This window comes from Terrimonas sp. (genome assembly GCF_003075435.1).
GTDB lineage: Bacteria > Bacteroidota > Bacteroidia > Chitinophagales > Chitinophagaceae > Agriterribacter.
Map to the genome: position 1 here is coordinate 1 of NZ_QCZJ01000008.1, position 18,839 is coordinate 18,839.

Sequence of the window (18,839 nt, forward strand, 5' to 3'; positions counted from 1 at the left end):
TTCTAACTCTCTGACTACTTTTTGCTTAAAGCTAATACTATACCGGATCACCGTTTGGACATCTCTTGTCATGGTATTACAGATTTTTTTGTTCTTAAATCTGTCTACTTATGCTAGGACAAGACACCGACTGCTGATAGCTGACCGCTGAAAGCTGATAGCTATTATATCACAAACCCATCCGGCAGTATCGCGCCTTTCTTCACCACTACAATACCATCTTTAATAGTATATAAGGGATGGTCCGAATCCTGCAGGTGGCTGCCGCCGTTAATACGCACATCATTACCAATCCTGCAGTTCTTATCAATAATGGCATTGCGTATATAACATCTTTCACCAATACCCAGTTGCGGTAACCCTCTTTCAGAAGCATTGTTCATATCTTCAAGGGTTTCATAATAGTCGCAACCCATAATATAGGTGCTTACTATAGTGGTACCATAGCCAATACGCGAACGTATGCCCATCACGCTTTTTTCAACCCGCGATGCATTAATGATACAGCCTTCGGCAAGAATAGTTTTCTCCAGTGTTGTGCCACTCACTTTTGCAGGAGGTAACATACGTGGGCGAGTATAAATAGCTTGCTGACTGTCAAATAAATTAAACTGTGGAATATCCTCTGTCAGCGAAATATTTGCTTCGAAAAATGAATAGATATTACCAATATCAGTCCAGTAGCCATCGTACTGATAGCTTGCTACTTTACATGTACTAATAGAATTCGGAATAATTTCTTTGCCAAAATCAGTCGCATCTTTATAGGTATCAAGCAACAGATCAAACAATAATTTCCTGTTGAATATATATATACCCATTGAAGCGAGGTATATTCTGCCTGCTTTCTGCATTTCTTCGCCGGTATCACTTACCCATTCAGGTAACAGTTCTTTTTTGGGCTTTTCAATAAAAGAAGTGATAATATTCTCCTCGTTCGATTTTAATATACCAAACTCAGGTGCTTCTCTTGAACCAACGGGTATTGTTGCAATGGAAATATCAGCGCCTTTTTCCACATGGCTGTCCAGCATTTCGCTGAAATCCATCTGGTACAACTGGTCGCCGGATAATATCAGCACATAATCAAATTCCTGCTGCTGAAGGTGGCGCAATGACTGGCGCACCGCGTCTGCTGTACCCTGGAACCAGCCGGGATTATCAGGTGTTTGCTCAGCCGCAATAATATCTACAAACGCTTTACTGAACCGGCTGAAATAGTAAGTGTTTTTAATATGCTTATTAAGTGAAGCTGAATTAAATTGTGTAAGCACGAACATTCTGCCGATATCGGAATTAAGGCAGTTGGAGATAGGAATGTCCACCAGCCGGTATTTACCGGCAATAGGTACAGCGGGTTTACTCCTGGTTGCAGTAAGGGGCGATAAACGCGTTCCGGCTCCTCCTCCTAATATAACAGCAATCACGCTTTTTTTCATGGTAGAAAATTGATTATGGTGAATTATTAATTTATCTAAATACTTTTTTCCTCTGCCGGTTCATCAGCTTCTGATTCTCCTGTTTCCGGTTCATCAGTTTTTAGGGCTTCCTCCCGGGGCAGTATAGATTCGTACAGCGCTATATATTGTTTTACACTTTGCTGCCAGCTAAAATCTATCTTCATCATTTGTTCTCTTACCTCCTGCACCCGATCTTTATTTTCATATAATTGAACAGCGCGCCATATGCCCTGTGTAATATCACCAACCGCCGCCCAATTGTACACAATACCATAACCATCTTTTTCTCCATAATCAACTACCGTATCTTTCAAGCCTCCGGTTCTTCTCACCATCGGTATTGTACCATACCGCATAGAATACATTTGATTTAACCCGCAGGGTTCTACTCTTGAGGGCATCAGCAAAAAATCTGCGCCCGCATACATTAAATGGCTCAGCGCTTCATTATAGCCAATAAACACACTGTAATCTCCCTGTGATAATCTTTGCAACCCGTTTAACTGTGCTTCTACTTCAGGAAAACCACTTCCCAGGATCAGGAAGTTCATTCTTCTTCCGATATAATAAAAGCTATCGGCAATGGCAGCCGGTAAAATATCCGCACCTTTTTCGCCCACCAGCCTGCCTATAAATACGATCAAAGGCTTTTCTATATCAAGATTAAATCTTTCACAAAGCAATTTTTTGCTTTGTTCTTTTCCTTCAGCTACTGTTTCTACATTGTAATGATTTTCAATATAAGTGTCAGTAGAAGGATCCCACACATCAACGTCAATACCATTTAATATACCCGAGCATTTTCCCTTCTCATATTCAAACAATGCTTCCAGTCCATTAGCGGATTGGCGCATTTCTTCGAGATAGCTTTTACTTACAGTAGTAACCTTCCATGCGCATTTTATGGCAGATGCTAATGGATTGATATTATTCTGCCAGTCGAGCATTCCCCATTTCCAGCTATCCCATGGCGGAAGCAAATAGCTTTTTTCCCAATCCATTGTGCCCTGGTATTGCGCATTATGAATGGTTAATACCGTGCGTATACCTTGCAGGTGCTGATATTTATAACAATACTTAATGATGAAAGGTATGAACCCTGTGTGATGATCATGCACATGAATAATATCAGGATGGTGCGCCCAAACCGATATCCAGTCAACCACAGCAACCTGGAAAGCAGTGAATCTTTCCGTATCATCATCATAACCATATACTTTTTCCCTGTCGAGCAAACCGTTAATATCAACCAGGTAAAGATCGAAACCGAGTTTATTGGTTCGTTCTTTTATAATCGTATAGTCGAACCAGTAATCGCCGATATTTGTCCTGCCTTTATGAACAACATCCCATTCATTATTAATGAGAAACTTTGTTTTATACATAGGCATTACAACCTTGGCAATATGCCCAAGCTCGTTTTGATATTTTGGCAAGGCTCCTACTACATCTCCCAAGCCACCAGCCTTTGCTACAGGATAACATTCGGCACTTACATGAATAATTTCCATCTTGTATGATTAGGTGAGCATTCGTTAATTGAATATAGGAAGGTTTTTCATTTATACCATCATTACATAAAAAAATTATTGGAATAATAAATTACATGTTGTTACAACTTTATTTATCAGGTAAAAGAAAAAGGTCAGAAGAGAAGTTTTACTCTTTTGACCTTCTGCTGTTATTGAGAAGTTTATTGTTAAATCAGCGTGAGATGTGAAATCATAAACGTGAGTAGTTCAGGGTTATCTTATCGCGCCCCAGAAAGCTGAGTGAATACGTTCAACATAACGCTATGAAGCTTTCACCGTTTTTCCTGCTTTATGGCCGGAGATAGCAAAATATAAAATAAAAAGATAGCAGGGCACCATAATCCAGAATGCCTGTTGCAACCCGATTTTTTCACCGAGTCCTGCCCATAACTTAGGTAAGATGCCTCCGCCGGCAATACCAACTATTAATAAAGCCGATCCTGTTTTAGTGAATTTGCCCAGTCCGTCTATAGCTAATGGCCATACTGCAGGCCATATAAGTGCATTTGCCAAACCAAGTAATGCTATAAATAATACAGAAGTATAGCCACTGGTAAATATAGCGCCCAGTGTAAATAATATACCTAAAATAGCAGATAATTTAAGCACTGTTGATTGAGAAACATATTTTGGAATAGTAATAATCCCGATGATATAACCAACAAGCATACCTATCATAGTATAGGTGGTAAAATGTTTTGCCACATCAAGACTTATACCTATTGAATTACCATATAGTTGTATGATATCACCAGCCATTACTTCAACGCCTACGTACAAAAAGATAGATATAAATCCTAACCACAAATAAGAATAGCTGAAAATGCTATCTCTCGATTTCACGCCTGATGTTTCTGCCCCGTCTTCACCTTCAGCTTTTACTTCAGGAAGGTGAGAAAAGTATATGAACAGGGCGAGCAATATTAATACGATCGCAATAATAACATAAGGCATTATCACGCGGGATGCCAGCACATCAAGTTCTGCGGCTTTCTGTGTTGCATCCATTGTTAATAATTTTGTTTTTAAAGCTTCTGAATCTTTAAGCACTATTGCTCCTAAAATCAATGGAGCCAACGCACCCGCACATTTGTTACATATTCCCATTACACTGATACGCTTTGCCGCACTTTCAATAGGGCCAAGAATTGTTATATACGGATTTGAAGCAGTTTGCAAAAGCGCCAGCCCGGTACCGATTACAAATAATGCAAATAAAAACATGCCGAATGTACGGCTGTTAGCTGCAGGAATGAATAATAATGCGCCAGCGGCCATCACAGCCAGTCCGACCATCATTCCTTTTTTAAAACCGGTTAATTTTAACACCCATGAAGAAGGGAATGCCATTACAGCATAAGAGATATAAAATGCAAATGTTACTAATACGGCCTCTTCAGGCGTAAGTTCACAAGCTATACCGAGATAAGGTATTAATGTACTGTTTGCCCATGTTACAAACCCAAAAATAAAAAACAATGCGCCGATAATAAGCAGCGGACCTAAAGAGCTTTTTTGTGGTTGAGGTTGAATAGCGATACCAGAATTAGACATGTTTGATTAAAATTTCCCGAACTTAATAAAGAAATGCGGTAATCGCAGGGAGTTTTTTATTTTTTTTGCTGCAAACGATTGTTATGCTTTAATTTCACCGCCACTTTCTATATTTATCATTCTAACCAGTTTAAAAATGGCTCATCAAAAGCAACCTACTAACTACGGCGCTTTAAGCACGCTTGTCATTGTTTTCTTTTTTTGGGGATTTATTGCTGCCGGCAACGGTATATTCATACCATTTTGTAAACATTATTTTCATTTAGACCAGTTTCAAAGCCAGTTGATTGACTTTGCCTTTTATGGAGCATATTATGTAGGTGCTTTGGCACTTTTTGTTGCTTCCGCGGTAAAGAATAAGGATATAATGAACCACTGGGGCATGAAAACCGGTATTATCTATGGCTTATTAACCAGTGCGGCAGGAGCATTATTCATGTTGCTTTCTTTTAACTTTGGCGGGTTTGCAGGTATACTGGTGTCATTATTTATTATTGGTTTGGGCTTTTCATTGCAACAAACCTCAGCCAATCCTTTTGCCATCGCGCTGGGCGATCCTTCAACAGGGTCGCACAGGCTTAACCTTACAGGTGGTGTTAATTCTTTCGGTACAACTATTGGCCCTATCATAGTAGCCTTGGCGCTTTTTGGCAAAGCAACCGCAGACCAAACAGATATAGCCAATGCATCTATTACATCAATGAACACACTGTATATTGTAGTAGGTGTGTTATTCCTTTTATCTGCTATACTTTTCCGTATGAGCAAAAAACTGCCAAACGTAAAAGAAGAAGACAGCTTTGAACCTGCACCAAAAGCAATGTGGTTACTTATAGCCATCACTGTTGTAATGACAATTGTTTTTGGAATTATTTTCGCCAGTTACCGGGGACTGGCGGCTAATGAAAAATTAAGTCATGATGTGAGTTTGCGAAATATGTGGCTGCTGGTAGCCGGTTTGCTGGTAATGATCATTGGCTTTTTTGGCGCCAATGCCGGCGCACAAAAAAATTCATCCGGCTGGGGAGCAATGAAATACCCGCAATTGATATTGGGCATGCTTGCCATTTTTATGTATGTAGGCGTTGAAGTAACCATACAGAGTAATCTCGGCGAGCTTTTAAAACATCCTGATTTTGGAGGATACAGTGAAAATGATCTTGCACCATTTATTTCAATGTACTGGGGTAGTTTAATGATTGGCAGGTGGACAGGCGCCATAACAGTATTTAACCCTACCAAATCTATGCGCACTATATTATTTATTATAGTTCCTTATATAGCTTTTGGTGTTGTTATTGCAGCCAACCTGGTTGCTGGAAATAATTTCACGCCCTTATATGCGTATGCAGGAGTTGTACTTATACAGATAGCCGGTTTCTTTCTCGGGAAAGAAAAACCTGCTGAGACTCTTATGATATTTGGCGGGTTAGGCGTTGCTGCCATGCTCATCGGGTTATTTACCACAGGTCAAACAGCCATTTACGCATTCTTAAGCGGCGGATTATTCTGCTCAATCATGTGGCCAAGCATATTCTCGCTGGCAATAGCCGGGTTGGGTAAATACACAGCACAGGGTTCCGCATTTTTAGTAATGATGATCCTGGGCGGAGCCATCATTCCGCCATTGCAGGGAAAATTAGCAGACCTTCCTGCCATAGGAATTCATCATTCTTATATTATTCCGGTTATTTGTTTTGCTTATCTTGCGTTCTATGCTTTCAGGGTAAAATCTGTGCTCAAATCGCAGGGAATAGATTACAGCTCCATAGAAGGTGGCGGACACTAAAATTATCATCAGTTCAAACAACCAAACAACTATAAATTAACTATAGAAAGTATGAAGCAGCAGTATGCAATAGGCATCGATATTGGAGGAACAAACACCGTTTTTGGCATAGTAGACCACAGGGGAGATACGCTTTACCGTGGAGCTATTTCGAGTAGAAAACATCAAAATATTGAAGATTATATTCAGGAACTGTATGAAGCTCTTCAGCCCGCTATATTGCAGGTTGGCGGCATTGAAAATATAAAAGGTATTGGAATAGGAGCGCCTAATGGTAACTATTACAGCGGTACTATTGAATATGCGCCCAACCTGATATGGAAGGGCATTATTCCGCTTGCTAAATTAATAACAGAAAAATTTGGGGTGCCTGCGGCTTTAACCAATGATGCAAATGCTGCGGCAGTTGGTGAAATGATGTATGGCGCCGCTAAGGGTATGAAAGATTTTATTATGATCACGCTGGGCACAGGCGTAGGCAGCGGTATTGTAGCAAACGGTCATTTAATATATGGACATGATGGTTTTGCAGGAGAACTGGGGCATACCACTATTATTCCCGGAGGGCGTTTGCACCCAGGTACAAATATGAAAGGCTCCCTGGAAAGTTATGCTTCTGCTACGGGAGTGGCATATACCGCAAGAGAATTTCTTGAACAGCGGCCTGACCAGGATAGTCTTTTAAGAAATTATCCGTTAGACGGCATTGATTCACGTATAGTATACGATTGTGCCATACAGGGAGATACCATTGCTAAAGAAGTATATGAATATACCGGGCAGATCTTGGGGCTTGCACTTTCCAACTTCGTAATGTTTTCTTCGCCTGAGGCGATTATATTATTTGGTGGAATGACCAAAGCCGGCGATCTCATTCTCAAGCCTACACAAAAGCACATGGAAGAAAACCTGTTGCCTATTTTTCAGAATAAGGTAAAACTTATTTTCAGTGAATTAAAAGAAGCGGATGCTGCTATACTTGGTGCAAGCGCTTTGGTTTGGGAAATAAAGGATAGGGTGTAGGGTAAAAGGTGTAAGGAATAAAAACTACAAACAATAAACTACAAACCTCATTCCCCCCCGATTCTTCCATATTTTTTGTGATAAGCAATAATATCTCCGATTACTTCGCTATATGAAAGCATGCCGGATGGCTGCCTGTTTGACTGGAGATATTTACCGTATGCCCAGGTGAAATAAGGCTCAACAGGGTTCTGAAAACTGCGGTAAAAATCTTTCATGGTTTTAACGTCTTTTTTTACTTGCGGGCTTAGCTGTTCTGAAAATTGTTTAGCAGAAATAGAATCCGTTCTCCATAAATTTCTGTTGGCATAAAGGAAGATATCTAAATATGCAGAATACATAAATAGTGAATCGCCTGATGAGGTTGCAGCAATATATCCCACAAAATTGGCTTCGTTTTCTTTAGCATATCCCAATTGATGTGCCACTTCGTGACAGCTCACATAAGGCTGCAAAAAAGCAGGAATGGTAGTGTTTACCTGTGCCTCGCCGGTAAATGGATTATAGTAACCGGAAAAGCCGAGATAATTGCCAATAGTTCCAAAAAACGATGATTTAACAGACTTGTTTTTATATTGCAGAAAAGGATATTGTACAGATGCTTCCTGGTATATGCTGTATGTTTTTTTGAAAACATCAGCAGGTGTTGGGTACGATATCTTTTGATTGATTGATCCTGTTTTACAGGCGTTAACCTTATCAATCAGCAGCATGTTAATTTCTTCAAGCGCTTCCTTTGAATATTCCTGTTGTTCAAGCATCAATTGCGATCTGATACCACTGCGGTCATAATTTAACCCCCATAACATATTGAAGATAATATACAGCATCAAGATTTTTCCAAGTATCCCAAACAGGTATGTTCTTTTAAAAATTGCACCTATACTTTTATTCCGGATATATTTTGTGAGGATTATACATTTCCATATGAAATATAAAATGGCAGAAATATATAGTACATCACCTGCACTAAATGGTATCCAGCCAAAAACAAACCTGAAAAAGGTGCTGATATTACTGTATAATGATGTTGAATAATATTTTTCTACGAGCTGATCATTTGTTGCGAACAGTCGTATACATGCCGCAACACAAAATAGTATTATAACGGATATTCTGTTGTTATTTCCGGGAAATGGTTGTTTCACCTGATGATGATTTAATTAAGCTTCTTGCCGCAATAAAAATAGCCCATAATTGAATGTTACCATTTACGGGATCTGCGATAATTTGTTTTAATGGGGGGTAACAAAATCATTTGATGTTTGTTAATATGCCGGTTACTATTTTTTTAAATGACTAAGTGTGAGATGACTAAGTAAAAGGAGATGTGAAAACTAACATATTAAAGTATTTTAATTTAGTAATTCCTGCAATTGACATCGGGAGTATTATTCCTATACATGCAAGATTACAGCAATAAGAAGAACGATTTTTCGCTTTAACTTAAAATCTAATATTTGTAAATATGTATGCTTCCTTATACCAGTTTGCATCTCTTTTTGCGGCTGTTTCTTTTTTTATACCAATATTACTCCTGTGGGTAAAAGGGCTTATGAAGAATAGAATATTGGTTTGGTTTGGGCTGTACTGGTGTTGGGCCGGACTGGTCAATATTGTTTGTTCTGCAGAAGTGATCAAACAGTCAATGGCTTTAAATATTATTGAACGCTTGTATAATCTTGCAGATATTCCTTTTATGCTTTTCATTTTATATTCCACAACCGAAATTGATGGAATCAGGAAAAGTTTGAGAAAAATTTTAATTCCATTACTATGTGTTGAGATCGGCGCTTCAATTGTTTCTTGGTTTATGAGCGGGGTTGAGACTGTAATTGTGTTTGGAGGAGTGCTGCTTGTATTATACTATGTTTTATGGACAATAATCAGTTATTCCAGGAAGAATTCATTCAGTGAATCGCATACATCTTACCAATATATTTATTACGCTTTATTGTTTGAATATGCTACATCCATCATTACTGTTATTTACAGCTATATTATGCCAGAAAGAGCGAATACGGATGATAGCTTTATGATTTTTTATATTTCCACGATTATAGCTATTGCAACAGCTTCTGCCGGCATACTTACTTACCAGGAACAAAAACCGCAAGAAAAAATAAAGGGGCAAAAATTTCAACCGGAAGCAGAAATAAGATATCTGTAAGCAGGAATATTAAAAAAGCCGTACAACCGTAGAGTCGGGCGTATCTTCATGCTTTCTTGTTTGCTCTTTTTTCTTTTTCAGGTTTTCAGGATCAAATTCGGTTCTGAATGAAATACTTCCTCCTGCGCGGTTGCGCTTACCTGTAGTAGAGAGTGCATCAAAATTACTTCTGTAAAAACAACTTACCCTGAATTTACCGTCCGGGGTAATTTTATATTCGGCAGTAACATCAGGCAAAAAAAGGAAGCTTGTATTTTGAGCATTAAGCGCAGCCTGGGAACCACTGCTTACAAAATTGAAGTCGCTTCCAAAAGTTATGACAAGCTTATCATTCAGTAAGGATTTTATAAACTGCAGGCTAACATTATCCCTTGTAAGATTAACCGTATTACCTAAACCTGTTCCTGTGCCGGTTGGATCTATGGAAGCCCTGGTGTAACTAAAATTTACACTCAGGCTTGGATCTTTGAAAAGCCCATACAACAATGTTTTAAGTGAACTGCTCAGATAGCCGGAGATATATTCTGTAATGGTATTAAATGCAAAAGTGGTTGCATCAGTTTGTTGAACATTGTACTGCCCGATAGGAGCAAAGCTTTTAAATACTATAAGGTATGCTACCTGCTTATTTTTTTCATTGTCATCGTTATTTATACGTTGCAGATCCCCCAGCAGGCGCTGGCTGTTTCTCACATCGCTGTTTCCCGGAAGACTAATATCGAAGCGTATATCCGGTTTGCCAAGTGAACCGGTGAGTGTACATAAAACATCTACATCTGTTCTTTCTCCTCTGAGGCGGGTTACTTCCGGATCAGTAGTTTGTCCTTGCTGTGAGTATAAAGAACTTAATTTTACATCTGTAGCTGCATACTTCGCTTTCAAATTTATTTCTGCCTGGTAAGGATCTCCATCCCATCTTATATAACTTCCTTCATCCGGCATTAAAACAAAGGGCTTTTTAAATATCTCCTGGAAGCTGAACCGGTAGTATCCCCTGTCAATGGTGTATTTGCCATTAATGGTGAAGGGGGCATTAGTTCCGGTTCTCATTCTTAAGTTACCATTACCGGTCGCTTCAATAATATCACCGGTAACTTCATCAAGTACCATATACATCCTGGTGAAATTATTGGCAGTAAGATTCAGGTCAACATTTATTTCAGATGCCAGGCCACTTAATGAATCAAGATTCATTTCCCTTCCATATTGCTTCCAGATAATATAGTCTGCACCGGCGCTCTCTTTTGATGACGATGAAGTGATGAATATGCTTGAGCTATCTACAGGCTCACCGGTTATAGACATGCGCATATCATAATCCGGGCCGCGTAATCTGAAATTAGCTTTTCCCACAGCTTTGCCGTAAAATGTACTGTTGTCTGTTCGTGTAGTATTTAGTAATAATAACCTGTTGGTATTAATGCTGATATTATACACAAAATCTTTAAAGTTATTATGTTCCATATCCCCTGTAAGGATCGCCGCATTAGCCGGAGTTCGGGCACTATGGTGCAGTGTATCATGTAATGTAACCGTGCCAAAATCAATTTTTCCGGGAGAAAATACAATAGTAGCACTATCAATGGTATAGTAGCATTGCGTATATTTTACCCTGAGCCCTGCATCTTTGAGTTGAACGGTTCCTACATATTCCGGGCTGTTTACATTTCCAATCATGCGAAGATTTCCTGTTGCTTTTCCTTTCATATCACCAAATACAACACTCAAATATTGTTCAAGAAAATGAATATTGGTTTTGTCAAAATTTGCCCCGGCATTGATCTGGTGATTTAAAGAATCTGAAGCATCATAGGAACCCGCAATACTGAAATCATAATTGGGATTGCTTGAAATTGCTTCATAAGTGGCTTTTTTGTTCCTGTCATCCCAGGCTCCTGTAATGTCAACCACACCGATTGAATCGTTTTCCAAACGGAATTGCTCGGTCTTCAGGTTGGCAGAAATATACATATTGCGGAATGCATCTTCAAAAGTAACAGAGCCGGTAGCAATACCCTCAAGTTTTGGTTGCTTGGCAATAAAGGGCATAAAATCGCCAATGTTTATTTTTTTCAGTTCTACTACTATATCATCCCATGTGCCCACATCCGAATGGCGGGTTACTACCGATACCTCCTGTTCTCCATTACTGAATTTTACATTTTTAGCATCAACATAAGTTTTACTCAGTGTCAATTCTCCGCCATCATCTATTTTCCATGTTTTATCATTCAATACAATGCTTGAAGGATCAAGATGGATTTTTACGCCATCCTGCAGGTTGGTGATCACTGCTGATAATTTTGCATCATTAATAGTTTGTGTTGCAGCAGTGCTGATATTTAGCTGGGAAACATTATTGGCAGAGGCAATGGTTATTTTGCTCCCAGGGAACTGGAGGCTGTCGTTAACAATAGTATTGCCTATAACGCCGGTTATTTTTAAGCTATCCATATTGCCTAACCCCGTTAACCGGAAGTCCTGGACACCTATATTTTTATAAGAGGCATATGGTATCATGGCGCTGATAGCCATTAAGTTTGTTTGTGAATTCAGTGATCCTACAATAGTGCTGTTATTAAATCCTTTCAGAGCCGGATTAATAAGCGTTAAATACTGATCAATGTTTTTTACATCAAGCTGAAAAAGGAAATTTTGATCATTAATAGGTTTTTTCGGAGGAGGAATGTAAGCAGGGTAGTATTTATTTAAAAACTGTTTTACAACGTCCGGCAATTCACGAATAGTGAAATTCCCCATAAGGAAGGCTGAAGCTTCCGTATTACGTAGTTGCAATATTTTTTGTCTGTCTATTTCATGGGAACTAAGTGTGAGGGTATCAAATACAAAAGTTTGATTGCTTTTTGTTACAGCCACATCATATAGAGAAACTGTTCCTAAAAAATTATCAATATTATCTCCTTTAAAATTCATGTCGAATTTTCCTATCACATTCATATCTGCGGTAGTAAATCCCAAAGTCTGCAGATTGCTTCTTTGTATATCTGCAAAAAAATTAAATTCCGGTTTATCTCCTGTAAAATTAATATCACCATTCAGGTCAATAATCAAATTGGGATCTTTGGCGTTTACTACACCTTTAAACATTTTTTTTTGCATTCTTCCTTTTACGGCTATATCCTGGTAATCATAATTGTTAAATTGCAATTGAGAAAATTTCCCATCTAATTCCGCATCAAGTGAAGAGGAGCTGAAACCTGTTCCCTTAACATCGCCTGTAAACGATACCAATCCCAGATCATCCTCTCCAACTAATTTTCCTATATCGAATTTATTGGTTGAAATTTTACCTGAATACCTCACTGCCCCCCCGGAAGGTATCTTCATATTAATGTCGGAGGTAATAGTGCCAAGATTGGTTTGTATGGTGCCGTATGTAACAAAATCACGGAGAAAGCCGGTAAAGGTTCCTCTAAAACGCAGGTCAGTAATCTGGCTGAGATCTGGTTCTGTAATTTCTTTAAGAGAAGGAACAATGGCAACAACATCACTGTAATTGGTTCTGAAATCATTAGCCCTGAAATCTATATACGTGGAATCTATATCAGGTAAGCCATTCATTTTCAAATTGCCATTAAGGCGGGTGCTTCTCCCGGCTTCTGCAACAAAATCATTTGCTTTAAGATTATCAATTGTTCCGGTTACATTCCCGTCTATTCTTATAAGTTTATTCCATGATTTTAGTTCGGGTGCAAAATAGGCTATGTCGTTCGTGTGCACATTGCTGTTATAGAATCTGCCCTCAAGGCGAACATTGCTGATGAATGATTGCATATCATCATCAAAATCATTGTAGCGCATGGAGTAATACCTCCGGAGATGACTGTAGGGGGTTTTTATATCAAGATTTTCAAAGATCATTGCACCGGGTTCCATCCTGAACTGAGATGTGAGCGAATTCACTACAAAGCCCGACCTTTCTTTTGTACTTAGTGTCATATCCGCAAATAATGTATCCTGTTTAAGCGCTACCTTTTTAAAGTCGCCATTAATGACAAAGAAATGAATATGACTGTCATCAAAATAATCGTAAGTTGCTCTTTTTGTTTTTCTGTCGCTTTTAAATGCACCGTTGGTAATATTCATCTGCTTCACGGTAATATCCCAGCCATCTTCATTAAAAGCAATCGGCAACGAATCCATCTTATTCTTAAAAGCGGCAAGCCTGGGATTTTTGGGGCGTAATGCCGGGTAGTCATATATGGCAAAAACAGGCTCGTTTATATTAAGATCATTAACGTGAATGAATTTTTGCTGAAAATTGATTTTGTCTGCTGTTAAATTAAGCTCTTTTAAATAAAGCATGAGGTCCTGCCCCCGCCACTCATCTATTCTTTTAAAACTAATATTTTTTAAATCAACTTTATCCAGCAATAACGCAAACTGCTTTTTCTTTTTTCCTGTTGAAGGACTTGAAAAATAATCAACCAGGAATTCATAGTTCCATACCGAATCCGTGCGATGCATGTTTACAATTGCATCTTCAAGCCCGATATATTTAATTTCTGCCTGGTCTTTTACAAAAAACCAATCGGTGATGTTTACTTTTATTTTGCCTGCATAGAGCAGCGTATCTTTTTTGTTCTGATCCTGGATGTATACGCCTTCAAGATTCATCGTATTGAAGAGCGCAAAATTTACATGCCGGATAGACACTTCCGTCTCCAGGTCTTTTGATAGTTGATTTGCCGCTATTTTTACAAGAAAATTTTGAAAGAAAGTAGTGTTGATCAATACTGCCATCAAAACTATCAGGAACAGTAATGACAGCACAGTTGTTTTTAATATTTTGAATACAGTTTTCAGGCTGGAGAATTAAGTGTAAAAATAAGTAAATCAAACTGATGGGCAAATTCAATGCCAGCAGTAAATTGCAATTTTTACATTTTTAAAACAGCTTATCGCTGCGTTTTACATTATCGTTAACTTACCGCAAATTATTGTCATGAAATATATTGTTTGGGCTTGCCTGCTTTTAGGGACTTTTGGGGGATACGGACAGGTAAAAACCAGGAAATCAGATATTGTGTTGGTGGTACATGGAGGCGCCGGCACAATATTAAAAAGCCAGATGACACAGGAACTGGAAAAGGAATACACTGACGGATTATCTGAGGCTTTAAAAAAAGGGTATGATATACTTGAAAGAGGAGGTTCTTCTCTTGATGCAGTGGAAGCTGCCATAAAAGTGCTGGAAAACAACCCCTTGTTTAATGCCGGCAAAGGCGCTGTATTTACCAATGAAGGCAAAAATGAGCTGGACGCTTCTATTATGGATGGAAAAACTTTGTCTGCAGGCGCTGTGGCAGGGGTTACAACGGTAAAAAATCCCATCACTGCGGCAAGGGCAGTAATGGAAAAAAGTAATCATGTGATAATGGCTGGTGCAGGCGCGGATAAGTTTGCGGCCCAGGCTGGTCTCGAAATTGTTGACCCATCTTACTTTTTTACCGGGCAAAGATGGAAGGCGCTGCAGCAGGTAAAGAAAGAAGATTCCCTGAAGACAGAATTGGATCATTCCGGCAAAAAAAGTTCATCATACTACTTCACGAATAAAGATTCCAAGTTCGGTACGGTGGGCGCTGTGGCGCTGGATCAATACGGAAACCTTGCCGCTGCAACAAGCACAGGGGGCATGACGAATAAACGGTTTGGAAGGGTAGGGGACTCACCTATTATTGGCGCCGGCACTTATGCTGATAACAATACCTGCGCTATCAGTTGCACGGGTTGGGGAGAGTATTATATACGGCTGGTAATGGCCAAAACCATCAGCGATATGATGGAGTTTGGAAAGATACCTTTAAAAAATGCTGCCGACGAAATGGTAATGAAACGCTTGCCTGCACTCGGTGGTGATGGCGGGCTTATAGCGGTAGACAGCAAGGGTAATATTGCCATGCCTTTTAATACGGAAGGTATGTATAGGGGATTTATGAAGGATGGAAAAGCAGAGGTAAAGATTTATAAGGAGTGATATGCCCACAACTCTTTATAATGCCCGTTTTGTAAAATAAGATATTCGTGAGTGCCTTCTTCTACTAATTTCCCGTTTTTTAGCACCAGAATGGTGTCGCAGTTTTTTATAGTGCTTAACCTGTGAGCGATAATAATGACTGTTTTGCCTGACTGCTTAAACCAATGGAGCGTTTGCTGAATTTTCTCCTCACTTGCGGGGTCGAGGCTGCTGGTGGCTTCATCTAATATCAGTATCTCCGGGTTGCGGTACAATGCCCTGACAATGGCAAGCCTTTGCTTTTGTCCGCCTGATAAATTAGTGCCATGCTCACTTAATACAGCATTATAGGTGGCGGGTAACTTTTCTATAAAGTCATTAACGCCGGTAAGCCGGCACAGGAAAAGGAGCTTTTCCATATCTGGTTCAGCTTCTCCAATAGCAATATTTTCAATGATGGTGCCGGCAAAAAGGTCAATGTTTTGCGGAACAACACCTATCACTCTTCTCAAACTTTTTGTATCTATGTATTGAATATTATAATCACCAATACTGATCTGCCCTTCTTTTACAGGATATAAGTTTTGTAATAACGACATTAAGGTAGATTTACCGCTTCCGCTCTCTCCGACAATAGCCGTACTTTGTCCTTTTTTAATGAATAAGCTGAGTTTTTCAAATACCGTTGTTCTTGTTCCATACCTGAATGTAACATCGGTAAACTTTATGTCGCCGGTAAGGTCAGGCTTTAACATCATTTTGTTTTTATCATCCGCTTCCGTTTCAAGGTCAATGATTTCAAAAAGCCTGTCGGCAGCAATAAGCGCATCCTGGATGTTTTTATTGGCGCCAATCAGGGCTCCGGCAGGGCCGGTTAAATAGCCGATCAAAGCATAAAACGACAGTAGCTCCCCGGGAGATAGCTCGCCTTGTATCACAAAATAACTACCTGCCCATAAAAGAATTATGGTAAAAAGTCGCGTAAAAAAATCAGAGATATTGCCAAGGTGTAAACTATATATACTGGTTTTATAAATAGTTTGCAGCAGCTTATAAAACCGGTTTTCTGTTTTTTCGTTGGCATACTCTTCGAGTCCAAACCGTTTTATGGTTCCTGCCGCATTTAAGCTTTCCACTAACTGCGTTTCCAGTTCGGCGCTGTCTTCCATTAAGGTTCGCTGCCATTTTTTATTAACGATATTGCTTATAAAGTATATCAGGGTATATACCGGTATAATCAGGAGCATGATCAGTGCAAGCTTCCAATAGTATAAAAACATAACCGCTATGGAAAATGCAATGATCAATACGTTTACCACAAGATTTAAGGAAATGTCATTTACAAACATCCTGATCTTTACTGCATCATTTACCCTGCTTATAATTTCACCAACGCGCATGGTATCAAAAAACCTCTGCGGCAGCTTCAGTAAATGTTTGTAATACCCCAATATTAATCTTGCATCTATGCTTTGCCCGGTTCGTAATGCAAATAGTGATTTATAATATCCTATAACCACAGAAAAAATAAGTATCGCGATCATGGCAACACTGAGCAAATTAAGCAGCCGCACATTGCCTTCTATCAGCACAAAGTCTATGAGTTTTTGTAAGTAAATGGAAGAAGATAGCCCCAGGATAGTATATACGACAGCGCCAGCCAATGCCTGTATCATTACAGCGCTATGTGGTTTTATAAGTTGCCAGAACCTTTTTATGTTAGATGTTTTTTGGTTGCCTGCCGCAAAATCATCATTAGGCAATACTAAAATGATCACGCCACTCCATGTTTCTTTAAACGCTTCATGTGTTTGTCTTTGCAGCCTGCCATCTGCCGGATCCATGAAACAAATATGTTTTTTGGTTGCTTTATAGATAACTACATAATGGTGCAACTGGTTTTTTAAAACCAGGTGTGCGATAGCTGGCAGCGGAATTTTAAAAAGACTTTCAAACGGTCCTTTGGCGCCTTTTGCCTGTAACCCAAGCTTTTCAGCAGCTTCAATTAAACCTAAAACATTGGTGCCCCGTTTATCTGTACCCGCATATTGTCTTATACGGCTTACAGGTAATCGCAGTTTATAATGGGCTGCTATTGAGGCCAGGCAGGCTGCCCCACAGTCTGTTATATCTCTCTGCTTAACTTTTATTGCTTTTTTCATAGGCAGCTGTTGGTGGTGCGGCAGGGTTCAGCCAGTCGTCAATTTTGTCAAATAATAACTGCCACAGCGTTCTTTCTGCAACAACAAAGCGGGCTTGCAGCGACAATCCTTTTTTCAGGCGCCCGGTAAATCCGTTTTTTAAATGCAATTGGGTAGTATCAAAAGAGCAACGTACTTTAAAAACCGGTTGGTTATCTATTAGTGTAAAATCGTTATCAATGCTGATTATTTTTCCTGTCAGGATACCGAAATAATTGTAGTCAAAAGCATCCACCTGGAATCTTGCAGGCTGATCGTTTTTCAACAGCCCTATATCCCGGGTATTTACATAACATTCCGCTATTAAGTTACTTTCAGGTGATATGGTAGCAATGGTTTGCCCGGTTTGTATCATATTGCCGGGGTATAAGTTATTTATGCCCTGGATAATGCCGGTAACAGGCGCTTTTATTTCATAATTTTTTTTGTCGGTAAATATTTTAACCCTGGCGGCGCTAAGCTGCGATAACTCAGCTTCATACTTTGACAGTTCCTGCTGCCAGGCGCTGGTCTGCTCTCTTTTTAAAGCCTGGTATGTAGCCTTGAGTTTTTCGCTCTCTACTTCTTTATCAAACATTTCCTTGGGAGCTATTACTTTTTCTTTGGCCAGCATTCTGCTCATCTCCACTTCTTTATTTACTTTCTTTAATGAGGCTTCATGGTCGGCAAGTCGGTAGAGATACCTGGTAAGCTGTTGTTTGTAAACAGGGCTGCTAAGGCTGCTGGCCATTGTATTGCCATGGCCGGAAGTAAGTAACTTCAGGTCGTGTATAAACTGTTTTCGTTGTTCAATATCATAATCATTCGTTATGGCTTGTAAAGGGGTATTGTCGTCTTTGATTTGTACAATTACAGCACCCGATAGCACAGTATCGCCCTCGCTGTAATAAATATTTTCAATGATGCCGGTGGCTAAAGGTTTTATTTCCGTGCGTTCAGTAAATGGCCGCGTAATACCATGTGCTTTGGTGGCAATGCTGGTGTGAATGAATGGAAGTGAGGTTAAGCCTGTTATTACGATAAGTATAATAACTATATAAATAGCGGAAGAAAACGATGGCTGCATTGGTAATAAAATTTAGTACTACTTATACTGCACAGAATTCCATCCATTCTTAAATCCACGTTTTATC

The 18,839-nt window shown here is 39.3% G+C and carries 11 protein-coding genes; 4 read left to right on the plus strand and 7 right to left on the minus strand.

Going from position 1 to position 18,839, the window contains the following annotated elements:
• Window positions 1-164: 164 nt before the first annotated feature.
• From DC498_RS10460 to DC498_RS10470, 3 genes are all read right to left on the minus strand, one after another.
• Window positions 165-1,439 carry a glucose-1-phosphate adenylyltransferase gene (locus DC498_RS10460; protein WP_116874102.1) on the minus strand — a complete coding sequence of 425 codons (1,275 nt, stop codon included), beginning with the start codon at window positions 1,437-1,439 and terminating at the stop codon, window positions 165-167.
• Between the two features lie 35 nt (window positions 1,440-1,474).
• Entirely contained in the window at window positions 1,475-2,971 is a 1,497-nt protein-coding gene (locus DC498_RS10465; protein WP_116874103.1) for a glycogen synthase, read from the minus strand.
• A gap of 282 nt (window positions 2,972-3,253) precedes the next feature.
• Complete coding sequence (locus DC498_RS10470; protein ID WP_116874104.1) at window positions 3,254-4,546, minus strand: sugar MFS transporter; 1,293 nt, start codon at window positions 4,544-4,546, stop codon at window positions 3,254-3,256.
• Window positions 4,547-4,682: 136 nt separating this feature from the next.
• On the opposite strand from DC498_RS10470, the gene DC498_RS10475 reads away from it, so the two are divergent.
• Together DC498_RS10475 and DC498_RS10480 are read left to right on the plus strand one after the other, a co-directional pair.
• Entirely contained in the window at window positions 4,683-6,335 is a 1,653-nt protein-coding gene (locus DC498_RS10475; RefSeq protein ID WP_116874105.1) for an MFS transporter, read from the plus strand.
• A 51-nt stretch (window positions 6,336-6,386) separates the two neighbouring features.
• Complete coding sequence (locus DC498_RS10480; protein ID WP_116874106.1) at window positions 6,387-7,358, plus strand: ROK family protein; 972 nt, start codon at window positions 6,387-6,389, stop codon at window positions 7,356-7,358.
• 47 nt (window positions 7,359-7,405) lie between these two features.
• Here the strand turns inward: DC498_RS10480 and DC498_RS10485 are convergent, their stop codons facing one another.
• Window positions 7,406-8,506 carry a DUF3810 domain-containing protein gene (locus DC498_RS10485; protein ID WP_116874107.1) on the minus strand — a complete coding sequence of 367 codons (1,101 nt, stop codon included), beginning with the start codon at window positions 8,504-8,506 and terminating at the stop codon, window positions 7,406-7,408.
• A 407-nt stretch (window positions 8,507-8,913) separates the two neighbouring features.
• Here DC498_RS10485 and DC498_RS10490 point away from each other — a divergent pair, with 407 nt between their 5' ends.
• Window positions 8,914-9,528, plus strand: coding sequence for a hypothetical protein (locus DC498_RS10490; RefSeq protein ID WP_206197587.1), 615 nt, complete (start codon window positions 8,914-8,916; stop codon window positions 9,526-9,528).
• A gap of 9 nt (window positions 9,529-9,537) precedes the next feature.
• On the opposite strand, the gene DC498_RS10495 is transcribed toward DC498_RS10490, so the two are convergent.
• A complete protein-coding gene (locus DC498_RS10495; RefSeq protein WP_116874109.1) occupies window positions 9,538-14,292 on the minus strand; it encodes a translocation/assembly module TamB domain-containing protein in 4,755 nt (1,584 codons plus the stop codon).
• A gap of 202 nt (window positions 14,293-14,494) precedes the next feature.
• Here DC498_RS10495 and DC498_RS10500 point away from each other — a divergent pair, with 202 nt between their 5' ends.
• Window positions 14,495-15,526 carry an isoaspartyl peptidase/L-asparaginase family protein gene (locus DC498_RS10500; RefSeq protein ID WP_116874110.1) on the plus strand — a complete coding sequence of 344 codons (1,032 nt, stop codon included), beginning with the start codon at window positions 14,495-14,497 and terminating at the stop codon, window positions 15,524-15,526.
• Here the strand turns inward: DC498_RS10500 and DC498_RS10505 are convergent.
• Window positions 15,514-17,667, minus strand: a complete 2,154-nt coding sequence (locus DC498_RS10505) for a peptidase domain-containing ABC transporter (RefSeq protein WP_116874111.1) — start codon at window positions 17,665-17,667, stop codon at window positions 15,514-15,516. The two genes, DC498_RS10500 and DC498_RS10505, sit on opposite strands and share 13 nt — an antisense overlap.
• Window positions 17,645-18,772: an HlyD family secretion protein gene (locus DC498_RS10510; protein WP_116874112.1), complete on the minus strand. Its 1,128-nt coding sequence runs from the start codon at window positions 18,770-18,772 to the stop codon at window positions 17,645-17,647. Before DC498_RS10510 ends, DC498_RS10505 begins: the two co-directional genes overlap by 23 nt.
• Window positions 18,773-18,839: the final 67 nt, after the last annotated feature.

Excerpts from the sequence above, each read along its gene's own strand:
- DC498_RS10460 (WP_116874102.1), bottom strand. The coding sequence starts at position 1,439 with ATGAAAAAAAGCGTGATTGCTGTTATATTAGGAGGAGGAGCCGGAACG.
- DC498_RS10465 (WP_116874103.1), bottom strand. The coding sequence starts at position 2,971 with ATGGAAATTATTCATGTAAGTGCCGAATGTTATCCTGTAGCAAAGGCT.
- DC498_RS10470 (WP_116874104.1), bottom strand. The coding sequence starts at position 4,546 with ATGTCTAATTCTGGTATCGCTATTCAACCTCAACCACAAAAAAGCTCT.
- DC498_RS10475 (WP_116874105.1), top strand. The coding sequence starts at position 4,683 with ATGGCTCATCAAAAGCAACCTACTAACTACGGCGCTTTAAGCACGCTT.
- DC498_RS10480 (WP_116874106.1), top strand. The coding sequence starts at position 6,387 with ATGAAGCAGCAGTATGCAATAGGCATCGATATTGGAGGAACAAACACC.
- DC498_RS10490 (WP_206197587.1), top strand. The coding sequence starts at position 8,914 with ATGAAGAATAGAATATTGGTTTGGTTTGGGCTGTACTGGTGTTGGGCC.
- DC498_RS10495 (WP_116874109.1), bottom strand. The coding sequence starts at position 14,292 with ATGGCAGTATTGATCAACACTACTTTCTTTCAAAATTTTCTTGTAAAA.
- DC498_RS10500 (WP_116874110.1), top strand. The coding sequence starts at position 14,495 with ATGAAATATATTGTTTGGGCTTGCCTGCTTTTAGGGACTTTTGGGGGA.
- DC498_RS10505 (WP_116874111.1), bottom strand. The coding sequence starts at position 17,667 with ATGAAAAAAGCAATAAAAGTTAAGCAGAGAGATATAACAGACTGTGGG.
- DC498_RS10510 (WP_116874112.1), bottom strand. The coding sequence starts at position 18,772 with ATGCAGCCATCGTTTTCTTCCGCTATTTATATAGTTATTATACTTATC.